The 14,859-nt window shown below is 67.3% G+C and carries 13 protein-coding genes; 4 read left to right on the top strand and 9 right to left on the bottom strand.

Features of this window, described 5'->3' with window-relative positions:
* Positions 1 to 11 precede the first annotated feature (11 nt).
* Entirely contained in the window at positions 12 to 1,571 is a 1,560-nt protein-coding gene (locus tag BLW05_RS05600; RefSeq protein WP_256330138.1) for an indolepyruvate oxidoreductase subunit beta family protein, read from the bottom strand.
* 68 nt (positions 1,572 to 1,639) lie between these two features.
* The gene (locus BLW05_RS05595) at positions 1,640 to 3,802 is read right to left on the bottom strand and encodes a thiamine pyrophosphate-dependent enzyme (protein ID WP_093160870.1); all 2,163 of its coding nucleotides are present in this window, start codon (positions 3,800 to 3,802) and stop codon (positions 1,640 to 1,642) included.
* A gap of 152 nt (positions 3,803 to 3,954) precedes the next feature.
* Here BLW05_RS05595 and BLW05_RS05590 point away from each other — a divergent pair, with 152 nt between their 5' ends.
* Positions 3,955 to 4,431: a MarR family winged helix-turn-helix transcriptional regulator gene (locus BLW05_RS05590; RefSeq protein WP_093160867.1), complete on the top strand. Its 477-nt coding sequence runs from the start codon at positions 3,955 to 3,957 to the stop codon at positions 4,429 to 4,431.
* Positions 4,432 to 4,489: 58 nt separating this feature from the next.
* On the opposite strand, the gene BLW05_RS05585 is transcribed toward BLW05_RS05590, so the two are convergent.
* The 6 genes from BLW05_RS05585 to orn form a co-directional block, all read right to left on the bottom strand.
* Positions 4,490 to 5,434 (bottom strand): quinone oxidoreductase family protein, encoded by a 945-nt coding sequence (locus BLW05_RS05585; protein ID WP_093160864.1) that lies wholly within the window; start codon positions 5,432 to 5,434, stop codon positions 4,490 to 4,492.
* Positions 5,431 to 6,231 carry an alpha/beta fold hydrolase gene (locus tag BLW05_RS05580; protein WP_093160862.1) on the bottom strand — a complete coding sequence of 267 codons (801 nt, stop codon included), beginning with the start codon at positions 6,229 to 6,231 and terminating at the stop codon, positions 5,431 to 5,433. The genes BLW05_RS05585 and BLW05_RS05580 overlap by 4 nt, the downstream gene beginning before the upstream one ends.
* On the bottom strand, positions 6,228 to 7,229 hold the full coding sequence (locus BLW05_RS05575; RefSeq protein ID WP_093160859.1) for a 3-hydroxybutyryl-CoA dehydrogenase: 1,002 nt from the start codon (positions 7,227 to 7,229) through the stop codon (positions 6,228 to 6,230). Before BLW05_RS05575 ends, BLW05_RS05580 begins: the two co-directional genes overlap by 4 nt.
* Positions 7,219 to 8,292 carry an NAD/NADP-dependent octopine/nopaline dehydrogenase family protein gene (locus BLW05_RS05570; protein WP_093160857.1) on the bottom strand — a complete coding sequence of 358 codons (1,074 nt, stop codon included), beginning with the start codon at positions 8,290 to 8,292 and terminating at the stop codon, positions 7,219 to 7,221. Before BLW05_RS05570 ends, BLW05_RS05575 begins: the two co-directional genes overlap by 11 nt.
* A 222-nt stretch (positions 8,293 to 8,514) precedes the next feature.
* On the bottom strand, positions 8,515 to 10,287 hold the full coding sequence (locus BLW05_RS05565) for a DEAD/DEAH box helicase (protein ID WP_093162068.1): 1,773 nt from the start codon (positions 10,285 to 10,287) through the stop codon (positions 8,515 to 8,517).
* A 223-nt stretch (positions 10,288 to 10,510) separates the two neighbouring features.
* On the bottom strand, positions 10,511 to 11,101 hold the full coding sequence (orn, locus tag BLW05_RS05560) for an oligoribonuclease (protein ID WP_093162067.1): 591 nt from the start codon (positions 11,099 to 11,101) through the stop codon (positions 10,511 to 10,513).
* An 89-nt stretch (positions 11,102 to 11,190) separates the two neighbouring features.
* Between orn and BLW05_RS05555 the strand changes: the two genes are divergently transcribed.
* The 3 genes from BLW05_RS05555 to rsgA are packed head-to-tail and all read left to right on the top strand — an operon-like array spanning position 11,191 to position 13,771.
* Positions 11,191 to 12,450, top strand: a complete 1,260-nt coding sequence (locus tag BLW05_RS05555; protein WP_093160854.1) for a M48 family metallopeptidase — start codon at positions 11,191 to 11,193, stop codon at positions 12,448 to 12,450.
* 16 nt (positions 12,451 to 12,466) lie between these two features.
* Positions 12,467 to 12,802 (top strand): 4a-hydroxytetrahydrobiopterin dehydratase, encoded by a 336-nt coding sequence (locus BLW05_RS05550; RefSeq protein ID WP_093160852.1) that lies wholly within the window; start codon positions 12,467 to 12,469, stop codon positions 12,800 to 12,802.
* A 42-nt stretch (positions 12,803 to 12,844) separates the two neighbouring features.
* Positions 12,845 to 13,771 carry a ribosome small subunit-dependent GTPase A gene (gene rsgA / locus BLW05_RS05545; protein WP_093160849.1) on the top strand — a complete coding sequence of 309 codons (927 nt, stop codon included), beginning with the start codon at positions 12,845 to 12,847 and terminating at the stop codon, positions 13,769 to 13,771.
* Here rsgA and hisC read toward each other — a convergent pair.
* On the bottom strand, positions 13,768 to 14,850 hold the full coding sequence (gene hisC / locus BLW05_RS05540) for a histidinol-phosphate transaminase (RefSeq protein ID WP_093160847.1): 1,083 nt from the start codon (positions 14,848 to 14,850) through the stop codon (positions 13,768 to 13,770). The two genes, rsgA and hisC, sit on opposite strands and share 4 nt — an antisense overlap.
* Positions 14,851 to 14,859: the final 9 nt, after the last annotated feature.

The raw sequence follows: 14,859 nt of genomic DNA, 5'->3' as shown, positions 1-14,859 counted from the left end.
TCGATCCCGGTTCAGGCGAGCGCGTGCTGGACGAGCGCGGCGCGCAGCTTGTGGCCGTGCTCGTCGGCCAGCGCCGCATCGCGCAGTTCGCGCAGGGTGGCGGGCGCGATGGCTGCGCCTGCGCGTTGCAGCGCCGCCATCACGGTGTCGTAGTTGCGAAGGCCGCGCTCGTGCGTGTCGCTGTAGCCCTTCACGAGCCCCTGGCACTGCGCGACTTCGACGGCCAGCTCGGGGTTGCGTGCGGCAATGCCGGCAATCTGCCCAAGCCATTCCTCGATGCGGCGGTTCTCGTCCGCGTAGCGCAGCGTCGTCCGGCGCCAGCGCTTCATCCACGCGACGGTCCGCAGCATCAGGTAGCCACGCAGCGAGCTGGTCTGGATCACGCGGCCCTTTTGCGTGAAGCGTTCGACCAGCTTGCGCGGCAGGGTCGATTCCATCAGCCAGCGGCCGATGCCGCCCGGCAGGGTCTCGCAGATCTCCTGCAGGCGCGGATGCATGTATTCGTTGATCGCGAGCACCTGGCCCTGCTGTACGCGCGCTTCGTCGCGCACGCGCTCGAAGCGGGTCGCGCGGGTCTTGAGCTGGGCGACGCGCGCGGTGTCTTCGTACGACATCCACAGCGCGAGATGGCGCGCGGTTTCGCGCAGCAGCTTGCCGCCGTCGTTCGTCGGCAGCCCAGCAATGGAGGCCACGCGGTCGAGATACAGCCCGGCGTAGTCGACGTCCTGGTAGTCGATGAGGCGGCGCACGCCTTCGAGCAGGACCGGCTGTGCGTCGGCCGAAAACTCGCGCTGCGTACGTTCGACCAGTGCGCGCACAGCGGGATGGCGCGGTTGCGGCGCGGCGGCTTGCTGGATGGCTGCCTGCTGGAAGGCTGCCTGCGCTTCGGGCTCGCCCTGCGCACGCGCGAAGGCCGCGCCGAAGGCCTTCAGGCTGGGCTTGACGCCGACGCCGCCCCGCTCGATGGTCGCTTCGAACTGCGCGCGGCTGAAAGGAAGCACGCCGGCACCGCAGAGCGCGCCGAAGAGCACCGCGCTGATCACGCTGCCCGAGGCTTCGGCGGCCTGCGCCATGTCGAAGCGGATGAAGCGCTTGGCCGCACGCTCGGCGTGCGCGAGCAGCTCGGCGCTGTCGACACGGCCATCGCCCATCGCGCTTTTCTCGGCGATCGAGTAGACGCGGTGGGTGGAAGCGACGAGCGTGGTTCGGTCGTTCGTGACCAGTCCGCGCTGCACGGCGCGGCCGGCTTCCATCAGCTCCGATGCAAGCACGACATCGACATCGCCCGGAAGCGGCATCAGCGCGAGCACCGGCTTGCCACCATCGGAATCGGCCTGCGCCTGCGGGTACAGCTCGACGTAGTAGATGGTCGCGCCGGTGCGCTGCGCGACGCCCGGCACCGAGGTGGTCTGCGCGACGTAGCCGTTGGCTTCGCCCATGTCGACGATCCAGTCGGCGAGTACGCCTCCGCCTTCGCCGCCCATCGCGAGGATTGCAATCTTGATTGGACTCATTGCTCGCCCCCAGGCTTGCTCACTTCGTGTAGCCGCCCACCCCCGACCGGGGGCGATACCAGCGGCCCGGCAGAGCCGGTTCCGCGGTATCCCTGGAATCGCTTGTTCTGCATGTCAGGTTCCGTTCAAAACGAGTAGGCTTCGCGGCGCTTGGCCTCGCCCTTCTGCAGCCAGCCGATCACGCGCTGGCGCAGCCCGTCGCGCAGGCGATCCCAGCGGCTCGGGTTGCTCACGATCTGCGCCTTGTAGAACGAGGGGCACAGCACGGCCGCGTGCGAGACCTCGCCGCACACGCCGCAGCCCACGCAGCTGTCGAGCACGTGTGCCACCGGGTCGGTGCGCAGCGGATCGGGGTTGGGCTTGATCGACAGCGACGGGCAGCCCGACAGGCGGATGCACGAGTGGTCGCCGGTGCAGGTGTCGGAATCGACGCCGAACTTCTCGCGCACCTGGCGCTTGCCGTCGGCGATCGCCTTGCGCACCAACGGCTTCTCGCGCCGCTGGCGGTTCAGCATGCATTCCGATTGCGCGACGAGAACCTTGGGCCCCTTCTGCTTCGTGGTCAGCGCGTCCTTGAGCGCATCGCGCATGCCCGCGACGTCGTAGGTGCGGCGCAGGGTCTTCACCCACTTCACGCCGACGCCGCGCACCGCGCGCTCGATCTCGTGGCCGGTGCTGCGCGTCGCGTTGACCGCCTTTGAAGAGAGGATGTCCTGCCCGCCGGTCGCGGAGGTGTAGTTGTTGTCGACGACGATCGTGAGGTTGTCGCTCTCGTTGAAGACGGCGTTGGCGATGCCGCTGGTCAGGCCGTTATGCCAGAAGCCGCCATCGCCCATCACCGCGATTGCGCGCTTGCCGGCCTGGGTGTTGAGCGCCGCTGCACCGGCCGCGCCGAGGCCGTAGCCCATCGTGGTGTTGCCGATGTTGAAGGGCGGCAGGATCGAGAACAGGTGGCAGCCGATGTCCGCGCTCACATGGTGCGCTCCGAGCTCGCGCTCCACCAGCTTCATTGCGCTGAAGATCGGGCGCTCGGGGCAGCCGGTGCAGAAGCCCGGCGGGCGGGCGTGGACGCTCTCGGCGAGCGGCTTCGCAGGTTCGGGCGCGGCAGCGACGAGCGGGATCACCTTGCGCACCGGCGCTGGCACAGGCAGCGGTTGCAGGCGGCCGTAGCGTTCGCCGAAAGCGCGCGCCCCCTTCAGCAACTCCGCCGCGGTGTATTCGCCGGCCACGGGCAGCATGTCCTTGCCGTGCAGCGCGGTCGTGGAGCCGGCCTGCCGCAGGATGGTCGCGAGGTTCTGCTCGATAAAGTTCGGCTGCCCTTCCTCGACCACCAGCACCGCGCGCTTGCCTTCGCAGAAGCGCAGCACTTCGCTTTCGATGACGGGGTAGGCCACGTTCATCACGTAGAGCGGCACCTTGGTGTTGCCATAGACGTCGGCGAGGTCGAGCCGTTCGAGCGCGCGGACCAGCGTGTTGTAGCTGCCGCCCTGCACGATGATGCCGATGTCGTCGGCGCCTTCGGAGAAGAACTCGTTGAGCTGGCGCTCCTCGATGAACTTGACGGCGGCGGGCCAGCGGTCCTTCACCTTTTCCTGCTCGTGCAGGAAGCTCGCGGGCGGGAGCACGATGCGGCTCACGTCGCGCTGCGGGTTCTCGAGCGCCTCCTTCAGCGTGAACTTCGCGCGCCGGTTGTCGCCCGCGACGAACTGGCCGTGCACATGGCAGGCACGGATGCGCAACTGGAGCATCACCGGCGTATGGCTGGCTTCCGAGAGATCGAAGCCCTGCTTGACCGCGTCCACGATGCTCGGCAGGTTCGGGCGCGGATCGAGCAGCCAGATCTGCGACTTCATCGCGAAGGCGTGGCTGCGCTCCTGCATGATCGATGAGCCCTCGCCATAGTCCTCGCCCACGATGATCAGCGCGCCGCCGGTGACGCCGCCCGAGGCGAGGTTGGCGAGCGCATCCGACGCCACGTTGGTGCCCACGGTGGCCTTGAACGTCACCGCGCCGCGCAGCGGGTAGTTGACCGAGGCGGCGAGCGTGGCGGCGGCGGTGGCCTCGCTCGCGCTGTTCTCGAAACGGATGCCGTGCTCGGTCAGGATGTCCTGCGCGTCGGCCAGGACGTCCATCAGGTGCGAAATCGGCGCTCCCTGGTAGCCGGCGACATAGGAAACACCAGATTCCAGCAACGCCTTGGTGACTGCCAGAATGCCCTCACCGCGGAACACGTCGCCGCCCGAGAGCCGCAGTTTCTTCACTTCTTCGACGAACGATCGCTCAGCCATGGCGCCCTTTCTTGTCTGGAATCGTGGGGTTCCAATAGAAACCTCGGTCTCTATAATGTTTAGAACTGAATGTATCCACAATCATGAATAACCCTAAACATGCAAGCAGCGTGCCCGCCGCGGTTTCGGATTCATTCGAGGGAGAAAGACCGGTGAGCGAGCTCCGGTTCGTCGACGACTACCTGCCGGCGCTGCTGGCGCAGGCCAGCCAGCTGATTTCCTCCGAGTTCCACGAAGTTGCGCGAAAGCACGGCTTTTCGGTGTCGGAATGGCGGGTGATGGCGTCGCTTGCGGGGGGCGAGGCGATCAGCATCGGGCAGCTTGCACAGGTCACCGTCACCAAGCAGCCGACCGTGACGCGTCTGCTGGACCGCATGGAAGCGCGCGGTCAGGTCGAGCGCCTGCCCCACGAGAGTGACCGACGGGTCACTTTGGTGCGGATCACGCGCAAGGGCTCCAACGCGGTGGAGCACCTGATGGAACTCGCGCGCGAGCACGAGATGCGCGTGCTCGAACCCTTCGGTCTTCAGCGCGCGGAGGAACTCAAGAGCACCCTTCGGCACATCATCGAACTCCATGCGCGTACGCCGGGCGATGCGCCGACGGACGCGATCAACGAGGAAGAGTGACTGAACCTGCCGGCAAGTTCGGGCAGCGCGCGCCGGGAATCGGCCAATACATGCCTGCTCAGCGCCCCGTCACGAGCACCGCACGGCCGCGATGGCCACGCTGGCTGATCCAGTCCATGGCCTTCGCCGCGTCTTGCAGCGCGAAGGGCCGGACGTCCAGTTCCAGTCGGCCGTCGGCGAGTCGCGCGAGCAATTCAGGTGCAGCAACTCGGCCCGCCGATTCGCGGCGGAACATGTTCAGAGGCAGCAGCGAAACATCCCGTTGCAGGAAGTGCGCAATGTCGAGCGTGAGCGTATTGCCGGCGGTGTAGCCGACGAGCACTGCCCGGCCACCCGGCCGCACGCGCGGCAGTACGGCCGCAAGCACGGGTCCGCCGACCGTGTCGATCAACAGGTCCACGGAGACCGATTCCAGCGAAGCCGCGAGGTTGCTGCCGAGCACGACCACCTTGGCGGCGGGCGGCATCCAGGCAGCCTGCGCCGCATCGGCGACGAGCGCAGTCACCTCGGCACCGGCGTCGAGGGCCAACTGCACGGCGAGCGACCCGACCGCGCCGGTTGCCCCGGTCACGAGCACGCATTCGCCCGCCGAGAGGCGCGCGACATCGTGCAGCGCGACCCAGGCCGATGTGCTCGGGGAAAAGAAGGCGGAGCCGACGGCGGCCGGCACGCCATCGGGCAGCAAGCCCACCGCCTCGTCGGGCGCATCGATCAGCTCGCACCAGGTGCCATCGAAGAGCGTGCCCAGCCCGCTGCCGCGAAGCCAGACCCGCTGGCCTTCGGGATGAGCCGCGCTGGCGACGACCACGCCTGAAGCCTCCACGCCCGGTGTGTAAGGGAACGGCGGATGCTTCAGGAAGCTGCCGCGCCACACGGTGCGATCGATGTGGCCGACCGTCGCCGCCTCCATGCGCACGAGGGTGCGGCCCGGTCGCGGCACGGGCTCGGGAATGTCTTCGAGCACCGGCGTGGCGTCGAAGGCATGCACGCGGACGGCTTTCATTTCAGCGTCTCCAGAAAGGTGAGCACCGTTTCCGCAAAGGCTTCCGGCATCTGGTCAGGCAGCGGCACCATGCCGCCTTCGATATCGACGATGCGCGCATTCGCGAGTTCTTCGTGCAACTCGGCAGCGTGCGGCGATGCGAAAGGATCGTCCGTCGCGCGAATCAGCAACGTGGTCTGCGTGACGAGGTGGATGCGGTCTTCCATCCGGTAGGCCGCGACCGCGCGATGGCCGTCTTCGGGGCTGCCGCTGGCCTTCAGCGCATCGCGCACGAATGCCTCGAGCAGCTCGGGCCGCTTCGGCGGATAAAAGCCTTGCCGGCGCTGCCACAGCGCAGCGAGATGGCTGCCGTCCTCGCTCGGCGCGACTTCGTCGATCGGCGGGCGCTCGGCGCGGGCGGTGCGGAAAGCGGCGTTCGTGAACGGCGTGGACGACAAGACCAGCGCACGCACCCGACCCGGGAATGCGGCGGCGAGTTCGACCGCGATCACGCCGCCGGTGTGATGGCCCACCACGTCGGCCTTCTCGATCTTCAATGCATCGAGCAATTCGCAGGCAACCCTCGCCCACCACTCGATGCTGGCCGGCGCATCGCCCGCTGCGGAATCACCGAAGCCGACCGTATCCATCGCAATCGCGCGGCGGTGCGCACCAATCAGCGGCAGCACTTCGCGGTACTCCAGCCAGCTTCGCGGCGACTGGTGCAGCAGCAGCACGGCGGGCGCTTCGCGATCGCCGCACTCGGCGTAGTGGATCTGCCCCGGCGAGAGATCCGCGAAGGCGCGCCGGATCTTCATGACTGCGTCTGGCTCGCGGGCGGCTTCCACAGCCCGGCGTGCTTGAGCATGCCGAGCGTGCGCGACAGCACATCGCGCCGGTACGCCGGCACATCGCGGCCTTCGTATTCGTAGAAGCCGCTGCCGCTCTTGAGGCCGAGGCGCCCTTCCTCGACCATGCGGTCCACGATCGCCGGCGCGGTATAGCGCGCGCGGTCGATCGAGCCCGACATCTCGCGGCTCGCGTGATGCAGGATGTCGCAACCACCGAAGTCGATGAACTCCACCACCCCGAGCGCGGCGAAGCGCAGCCCCAGGCCGTAGCGCGTGGCCTTGTCGATTTCCTCGGCAGTGGCTGCGCCTTCCTCGATCATGCGCGCGGCCTCGTTCATGACGAGCGCCTGCAGCCTCGGCACGATGTAGCCCGGCGTCGGACCGCACACCACCGGCAGCTTGCCGATCGATTCCATCAGCGCCTTGGTGCGCGCGAGCACGGCGGCATCGGTGCCGGCATGGCAGCTCAGTTCGACCACCGGAATCACATACGCTGGATTGAGCCAGTGCATGTTGAGGAAGCGCTCGGGCCGCCGCACCATCGCCGCGAGCTCGGTCACGAGGATGCTGCTGGTGGTCGAAGTAAGGATTGCGTCGTCGCGGCAATGGCGGTTGATGTGCTCGAAAGCTTCACGCTTGGCGTCCAGCGTTTCCGGCACCCCTTCGAAGAGCAGCTCCGCCGCGGCCAACGCAGCGGACGCTTCTTCGGCCTTGACGAGTTCGACGCGCGCCGCGATCGCGGGCACCTGTGCCGCATCGATCACGCCAAGCTGCGCGAGGCCGGAGAGGCTGGCCGTGATTTCGGCCTCTGCCTCCGCGCGCAGCTTCTGCCAAGCTTCGTCAGTGCGCGGGCGCAGGTCGATCAGCGAGATGCGATGGCCCGCGTACGCGAAGGCGATCGCGATGCCACGGCCCATGCGGCCCGCACCGACGGCGGCGAAGCGACGCAGGGGTTCACTGGCCATCGTGCAGCCTCTTGCCCAGCTCGGCTGGCGTCAGCTTGTCGAGGCCCAGCGCCTCAAGCGTGCGCGGTCCCTTGCGCAGGTCGCGCCCGAGGAAGCCACCGACGATCGCCAGCAGCCCGTGCGCGATCGGTGCATCGACCCCGGCATAACGCGCGGCCGATGCGAGGAAGGCGAGGCCAAGCTCGGTGTCTTCGGTGATGTAGCGGTGCGTGTGCAGGTCGATGTTCTCGCGCCAGTCGCCCGACTTGACCAGTTGCTTGTGCGCATCGCCATACATCCACTGGTCGTTGTTGTAGTGGTCGGCGAGCGGGTAATGCGGCGCGCCGTGGCCGAGCGCATCGCGCACCGCCATGCGCTCCTGGTCGAGCTTGTCGGTCACGTCGCGCACCGCGCGCTGCGTACCTTCGTTGTGGATGTCCCAGCGCTCGAAATGCTGCAGCGGTGCGGCGTTCATCACCATCAACGGCGGGTGGATGACCGGGCCGGCGTTCATCAGCGCGCCCGAAAGCGCATTACCGCAGCCATGCACCGACGGATAGGCCTTGCGGATGACCTCGATCGCCATCTGCTCCTTGCGGGCCGGGTACACGCCCGTCGGCAGGCGGATCGCGCGGATCGTGACGTTGACTTCGCGCTCGCCGTGCTTGCGCGCCAGGTACGGCAGCGTGCCGGTCTCGGCCCAGGCCACGTCCGCGCGGTTGCCCGATTCGGCCACGATGCGCGCCATCACATAGCTGCCGAAGGTGCCGGGCGGGAGGAACACGACCTGGCCGTCGACCAGGTGCGGCGCCATCGTGCGCGCGATGTCTTCCTGCGCGATCGCCGGCGTAGGCAGCACGATGAGCTCCGCGTCGTTCATTGCTGCACCGATGTCGGGCGTGGCGAGCGCAATCTTCACGTCGCGCGAACCGGCGGCGTCTTTCAGTGTGATCGAGCCGGTGCGGATGACCGGCTCCAGCGCTGCCGCATCACGTCGCCAGAGGCGCACTTCATGTCCGGCTTCGGACAGGTCGGCGGCTGCCGCATAGGCGCCGTGACCACCACCAAGAATCGCGATTTTCATAGGGCAACAGAGGAAAGATGAGGTGGACGAACCGGCCGCGAAAGCGCGTCCGGAGGACTTGATGCCTCAATACATTACTTTTCAACTGTTCAGGAGTCAATCAATTTTGACCCTCTGTTCGCGTTTCCGATAGGTCCCGCGGCAGCCACCGGAAACGAGCGGCAACAAAAAAGCCCGCGCTCTCTGCGAGCGCGGGCTTGGGTAGTGACTACGCGAATCGGGTCAGCGGCTCGGCTTGAAGCCCCGCTTCTGCCCATCGCGCGGTGCGAAGGCCTTGCCAGCACCGGCGCCGGCGTGGCCGCGCGGCGCGAAGCCGTCGCGGCGGGGAGCGCCTGCGCCACTACCGTTTCCATTGCCGCGCGGCGCGCCGTCGCCCCAGCCCGTCTTGCGGCCATAGCCTTCGCTGTCGCGTCCGCCGCCGAAGCCGGCGTTCGGACCGCGCGAGTTGCGGTCGTTGAAGCCGCTCGCACCGGCATAGCCGCCGCTGCGATGGCCGCCGCCGAACTTGCGGTCGCGCGAATGGCCTTCGCGGCCACGGCCGCCGAAGTCGCCCTGCGGACGCGGCGCACGCTGCTGCGGCTCGAGCCCCGGAATCACTTCCGACTTGAACTGCTGGCGGCTGTACTGCTCGATGTCGAAGATCCGGCGGCGATCGCGGAACTCGGCAAACGTCACGGCGAGGCCGTCGCGCCCTGCCCGGCCGGTGCGGCCGATGCGGTGGGTGTAGTCCTCGGCCTTCATCGGCAGGCCGAAGTTGAAGACGTGCGTGATGGTCGGCACGTCGATGCCGCGCGCGGCCACGTCGGTGGCGACGAGGATCTGCACCTGGCCCTGGCGCAGCGCCATCAGGCGGCGGTTGCGCAGCCCCTGGCTCAGCGCGCCGTGCAGCGCGACGGCGCTGAAGCCGTCCTGCTGCAGGTCGTTGGCGAGGCCGTCGCACTCGATCTGCGTGCTCGCGAAGACGATGGCCTGGTTGATGGTGGTGTCACGCAGCCAGTGGTCCAGCAGCTTGCGCTTGTGCTGGGTGTTGTCGGCCCAGAACAGCACCTGCTTGATGTTGGCGTGCTTCTCTTGCGGGCTGTCGATGGTGACGCGCTGCGGCTCGCGCATCACGCGGGTCGCGAGTTGCTGAATGCGCGGCGCGAAGGTCGCGCTGAACATCATGGTCTGCTGGCGCTCGATGGTGAGCTGGTTGATCTCGGCCAGATCGTCGGCAAAGCCGAGGTCGAGCATGCGGTCGGCTTCGTCGACGACGAGGAATTTGACCTGATCGAGCTTGATCTGCATCGAGCGCTGGAGGTCGAGCAGGCGGCCCGGCGTGGCGACCACCAGGTCGGCGTTCTGCAGGCGCTGGATCTGCAGCTGGTAGGGCATGCCGCCCACGACATTGGCAATGCGCAGGCCGCGGCAGTGGCGGACGAGATCGATCGCATCGTGCGCCACCTGTTGCGCGAGTTCGCGCGTCGGGCACAGGATCAGCGCGCCCGGCGTGGCCGGCTTGAAGTTGCGGCTGTTGGTGGGGTCCTTGCGCTTGGGCTTCTTCGGCGGCGCTTCGCCGCGGGCGGCGGCCTCGGCGGCGAGGCGCTGGAATTCGGCCTTGGCAGCCTCTTCAGCTTCGACCTGGCGCTGCAGCAGCGTGTGCAGCACGGGCAGCAGGAAGGCCGCGGTCTTGCCGCTGCCGGTCTGGCTCGACACCATCAGGTCGACGAAACGGGCGGCGCCGTCGCCGTTGCCGCTCAGGCCCATGGCGCGCGGGATGGCCTGCTCCTGCACGGCGGTCGGCTTGGTGAAGCCCAGGTCCTCGATCGCGGCGATCAGCTGGGGCGCGAGGCCGAGCTTGATGAAGCCGTTGGGCTCCTTCGGCTCGTCGACCGGGGCGGCGTCGAGCGCCTCGAGTTCGGTGGGGGTGGAAATGGAAGCGGCTTCGCCGGAAACGGCAAAGTTGTCGGATTGCACAGGCGCGAAATCGCGCTGCGCTTCAAAAGCGTCAGTCATCAATGAGTCTCTACGCGAGCGCTGCCGTGGGCGGCGCTCCGTCGGGTGGTTAAAAACATCAACCATCCAACGACTTCAGCTCCGGCTTTCGCCGAAGCTGCGGCCCATTCGATCGGGCGCGATGTGCAAGATAGGGAGATGCGAGGAAAACGCCGGCTGTTTCCCCAAATACCTGGGGCCAGTCAGCGAAGCCTACAATTATCGCACGGCCTCGGGTTTTTACCTAATCCTGAATGCGCAGGAAGGTCTCGCGGTAGTGCTCCAGCTCGTCGATCGATTCGTGGACATCCGCCAGCGCAGTGTGCGCCTGCTGCTTCTTGAACGCGTTGAAGGCCGCGGGCTTCCAGCGCTTGGCAAGCTCCTTGAGCGTGCTCACGTCGAGATTCCGGTAGTGGAAGTACGCCTCCAGCCTGGGCATGTACTTCACCAGGAAGCGGCGGTCCTGGCCGATGGTGTTGCCGCACATCGGCGATCCGCTCTTCGGGATGTAGCGCGCGATGAATTCGAGCAGTTGCCGCTCGGCGTCGGCCTCGTCGACCGTCGAGGCCTTGACCTTGTCGATCAGCCCGCTGCGGCCGTGCGTGCCCTTGTTCCAGGCATCCATCGCGTCGAGCACTTCGTCGCTCTGGTGAATGACGAGCACGGGGCCCTCGATGCGGGGCGTCAGATTGGGGCCGGTGACCACCACGGCGATTTCGAGCAGGCGTTCTTTCTCGGGGTCGAGGCCGCTCATTTCGCAGTCGAGCCAGACGAGGTTCTGGTCGCTCCTGCCGAGCGTGACCGCCGGTGCGGTCGTTTCGATGGATTCGGGCATCCGTCGATTGTCGTCGATGGCCCTGCCGGCGGCCGGGCAGCCCACGGGCGAAGGCCCGCGGGCTAAACTCGGCCGCCATGCCGACCCCCATGCCCGCATCCCTCGCCTTCACCCTGGCATTCGCCCTTGCGCTGGTCGCCGGGCTGGTGGTGAAGTTCTGGCTCGCGACGCGGCAGGTGCGGCATGTGGCCCGCCATCGCGATGCGGTGCCGGCCGCCTTCGAGCAGGCGATCACGCTCGACGCACACCGGAAGGCCGCGGACTACACGATCGCGAAGACGCGGCTCGGCGTCATCGAGATGGCCTGGGCCGCCGCGGTCCTGCTCGGATGGACGCTGCTGGGCGGGCTGGACCTTCTCAACAGGCTGCTCCTCGACGCCCTGGGCGGCGGAATGTGGCAGCAGCTCGCCCTGTTCGGCGCGTTTGCGCTCATCGGCGGCATCCTGGAACTGCCCTTCACCCTGTGGCAGACCTTCGTGCTCGAGGAACGCTTCGGATTCAACAAGATGACCTGGCGCCTGTGGGTCAAGGACGCCGTCAAGGGCGTGCTGCTGGGCGTCGCGATCGGGCTCCCGCTCGCGGCGCTGTTTCTCTGGCTCATGCATGCCGCTGGCGCGCTCTGGTGGCTGTGGGCGTGGGGCGTCTGGATGGGCTTCAATCTTCTGCTGATGCTGGTCTATCCGACCTTCATCGCGCCGCTATTCAACAAGTTCCAGCCGCTGGACGACGCCGCCCTCAAGACCCGCGTCAATGCACTCATGCAACGCTGCGGCTTCTCGGCAAAGGGCCTGTTCGTGATGGACGGCAGCACGCGCAGCGCGCACGCCAATGCCTACTTCACCGGCTTCGGCGCGAGCAAGCGCGTGGTGTTCTACGACACGCTGCTGCGCCAGCTCAACGCCGGCGAGATCGAAGCGGTACTGGCGCACGAGCTCGGCCACTTCAAGCACCGGCATGTGGTGAAGCGGATGGCGGCGATGTTCGCGCTGAGCCTTGCCGGGTTCGCCCTGCTGGGTTGGCTCTCGGGTCACACCTGGTTCTACACGGGGCTTGGCGTGCAGCCGAATCTCTCGGCGCCCAACGATGCACTGGCGATTCTTGTGTTCATGTTGTCGGTGCCGGTGTTCGGCTTCTTCGTCGCACCGCTGCCGGTGCTGATTTCACGCAAGCACGAGTTCGAGGCGGATGCCTACGCCATCGCGCAGACGAGCGGCAAGGACCTGTCCGCCGCGCTGCTCAAGCTCTACAAGGACAACGCCTCGACGCTCACGCCCGATCCGGTGTTCGTCAAGTTCTACTACTCGCACCCGCCAGCGTCCGAGCGCCTCGCGCGCATGTCCGCGGCGTGATCAGGGAGCCAAAGCCATGAGCAGCATGCTGAAGATCAAGGACTGGAAGTCCCACCCACGCCGCGCGATGAGCGCGACGGAGATCGTGGCGAGCCTCGCCCGACTCGAAGGCTGGAAGCTCACGGGCGATGGCAAGGACGTTGCGATCGAGAAGACCTTCGCTTTCTCGAACTACTTCGAAACCATCGCCTTCGTGAACGCGCTCGCGCTGATCGCGCACCGCCAGGATCACCATCCGGATCTGTCGGTGCACTACAACCGCTGTGTGGTGCGCTTCAACACGCACGACGTGGCTGGCATTTCGGCGACCGATTTCGAGTGCGCGGCGCAGGTCGATGCGCTGGTCGCATGAAGCTCACCCCCAGGCTCGCGCACTGCGTGTTGGGGCGCTCCCTTGGCTAAGCAACGCAGCGGCGCGGAGGGCACCGCGCTGCGCGAGGGACTCGTCGTCGGAAGCCACGGCCGCCACTGCATCGTCGAGACGCCGGACGGCGAACGGGTCATCTGCCATCCGCGCGGCAAGAAGAGCCAGGCCGTCGTCGGCGACCGTGTGCAATGGCAGGCCAGCCAGGACGAAGGCACGATCGAAAAGGTTCTGCCGCGAACGAACCTGTTCTACCGTCAGGACGAGATCCGCACCAAGTCGTTCGCGGCGAATCTCGACCAGGTGCTGATCCTCGTCGCGGCAGAGCCCGAGTTCTCCGAGAGCCAGCTTGCGCGGGCGCTCATCGCGGCCGAGGCCGAGCACATCACGCCGGTGATTGCGCTCAACAAGCGCGACCTGACGACCGCGTTCGCACGGGCCTGGGAGCGGCTTGCGCCCTATCGGCAGATGAACTACCAGGTGCTGCCGCTCGCACTCACGGCAGCGGACGCTGCGGACCGCGACGCGCTGGCGGGGCTGCTCGCCGGCAAGACCACGCTGGTGCTCGGCCCTTCCGGCGCCGGCAAGAGCACGCTCATCAACCTGCTGGTGCCGGGGGCCTCGGCGCAGACCGGCGAAATCTCGCAGGCGCTCAACTCCGGCAAGCACACGACCACCACCACCACCTGGTACTGGATGGACAAGGCGAGCGACACCGCGTTGATCGATTCGCCGGGCTTCCAGGAGTTCGGCCTGCATCACATCGAGGCGATGCGGCTCGCGCGCCTGATGCCGGACGTCGCCGAACACGCGACCGAATGCAAGTTCTACAACTGCACGCATCTGCATGAACCGGGCTGCGGCGTGATCGCGCAGGTGGAGAGAGGCGCCATCAGCCCGTCGCGCTACCGCATCTACGGCGAGCTGTTCGCCGAGCTCAGTCAAAGTCGGTACTAGCCGCCGAGGATATCGGACAGTGCAACCACCAGCGCTGCGCACTGGTCGCGCGTGCCCACGGTGATGCGCAGGTACTGCGCGATGCGCGGCTGGCGGAAGTGCCGCACGAGGATCGCGCGCTCGCGCAGCGCGCCTGCCAGTTCGCCTGCATCGCGGCCAGGGTGTCGCACGAACAGGAAGTTGGCCTGTGAGGGCAGCACCTCGAAACCGAGGTCTTCCAGCTGCAGCACGAGGCCTTCGCGGGTGTCGATGACGTCATGGCACGTGCGGGCGAACCAGCGCTCGTCTTCGATGGCAGCCACCGCGCCGGCCACTGCGAGCCGGTCCAGCGGGTAGGAGTTGAAGCTGTTCTTCACGCGCTGGAGCGCATCGACGAGATGCGCCTGTCCGCAGGCAAAGCCCACGCGCAGGCCGGCAAGCGAGCGGGACTTGGAGAGCGTCTGCACGACGAGCAGGTTCGGATATCGGGCAATCAGCGGGATCGCGCTGTCGCCGCCGAAATCGACATAGGCCTCGTCCACCAGGACCACGCGGTCGGGGCACGCCTCGAGCAACGCTTCGATGCGCGCCAGCGGCAACCCGATGCCGGTGGGCGCATTCGGGTTCGCGATGACCATGCCGGCGCAGCCTTCGGACGCGCGCCTCGCGAGCGCGCGATCGTCGATGCGGAGGCCCTCGTCGACCGGCTGCAGCTCGCACGCGATGCCGTAGAGCTGCGCATAGACGCGGTAGAAGCTGTAGGTGACGTCCGGAATCAGCAGCGGCTCGGCCTGCTGGAAGAAGGCGAAGAAGGCATGCGCGAGCACTTCATCCGAGCCATTGCCGGCAAAGACCTGCGCGGCTGCGAGCCCGTGGCGCACAGCGATCGCTTCACGCAGCACCAGGGATTCGGGATCGGGATAGAGCTCGAGCCTGCTCTCGGCCGCGCGGCGGATGGCCTCGATGGCCTCGGGCGACGGCGGGTACGGGTTCTCGTTGGTGTTGAGCTTGATCAGGTTCGCGATGCGCGGCTGCTCGCCCGGCACATAGGGTTCGAGCGCCGCGATGCGCGGGCTCCAGTAGCTGGGAACGGAAGGCAAGGCGTCGAC

The sequence above is a fragment of the Variovorax sp. YR216 genome (genome assembly GCF_900107745.1).
In the GTDB taxonomy this organism is placed as follows: domain Bacteria; phylum Pseudomonadota; class Gammaproteobacteria; order Burkholderiales; family Burkholderiaceae_C; genus Variovorax.
The sequence above is the reverse complement of the archived record's forward strand: the minus strand, read 5'-3'. Positions and strand labels throughout refer to the sequence as shown.

Bases quoted from the DNA above. Each gene is read 5' to 3' on its own strand.
- BLW05_RS05595 (WP_093160870.1), bottom strand. From the start codon at position 3,802: ATGGCTGAGCGATCGTTCGTCGAAGAAGTGAAGAAACTGCGGCTCTCG.
- BLW05_RS05585 (WP_093160864.1), bottom strand. From the start codon at position 5,434: ATGAAAGCCGTCCGCGTGCATGCCTTCGACGCCACGCCGGTGCTCGAA.
- BLW05_RS05580 (WP_093160862.1), bottom strand. From the start codon at position 6,231: ATGAAGATCCGGCGCGCCTTCGCGGATCTCTCGCCGGGGCAGATCCAC.
- BLW05_RS05575 (WP_093160859.1), bottom strand. From the start codon at position 7,229: ATGGCCAGTGAACCCCTGCGTCGCTTCGCCGCCGTCGGTGCGGGCCGC.
- BLW05_RS05570 (WP_093160857.1), bottom strand. From the start codon at position 8,292: ATGAAAATCGCGATTCTTGGTGGTGGTCACGGCGCCTATGCGGCAGCC.
- BLW05_RS05565 (WP_093162068.1), bottom strand. From the start codon at position 10,287: ATGACTGACGCTTTTGAAGCGCAGCGCGATTTCGCGCCTGTGCAATCC.
- orn (WP_093162067.1), bottom strand. From the start codon at position 11,101: ATGCCCGAATCCATCGAAACGACCGCACCGGCGGTCACGCTCGGCAGG.
- BLW05_RS05555 (WP_093160854.1), top strand. From the start codon at position 11,191: ATGCCCGCATCCCTCGCCTTCACCCTGGCATTCGCCCTTGCGCTGGTC.
- BLW05_RS05550 (WP_093160852.1), top strand. From the start codon at position 12,467: ATGAGCAGCATGCTGAAGATCAAGGACTGGAAGTCCCACCCACGCCGC.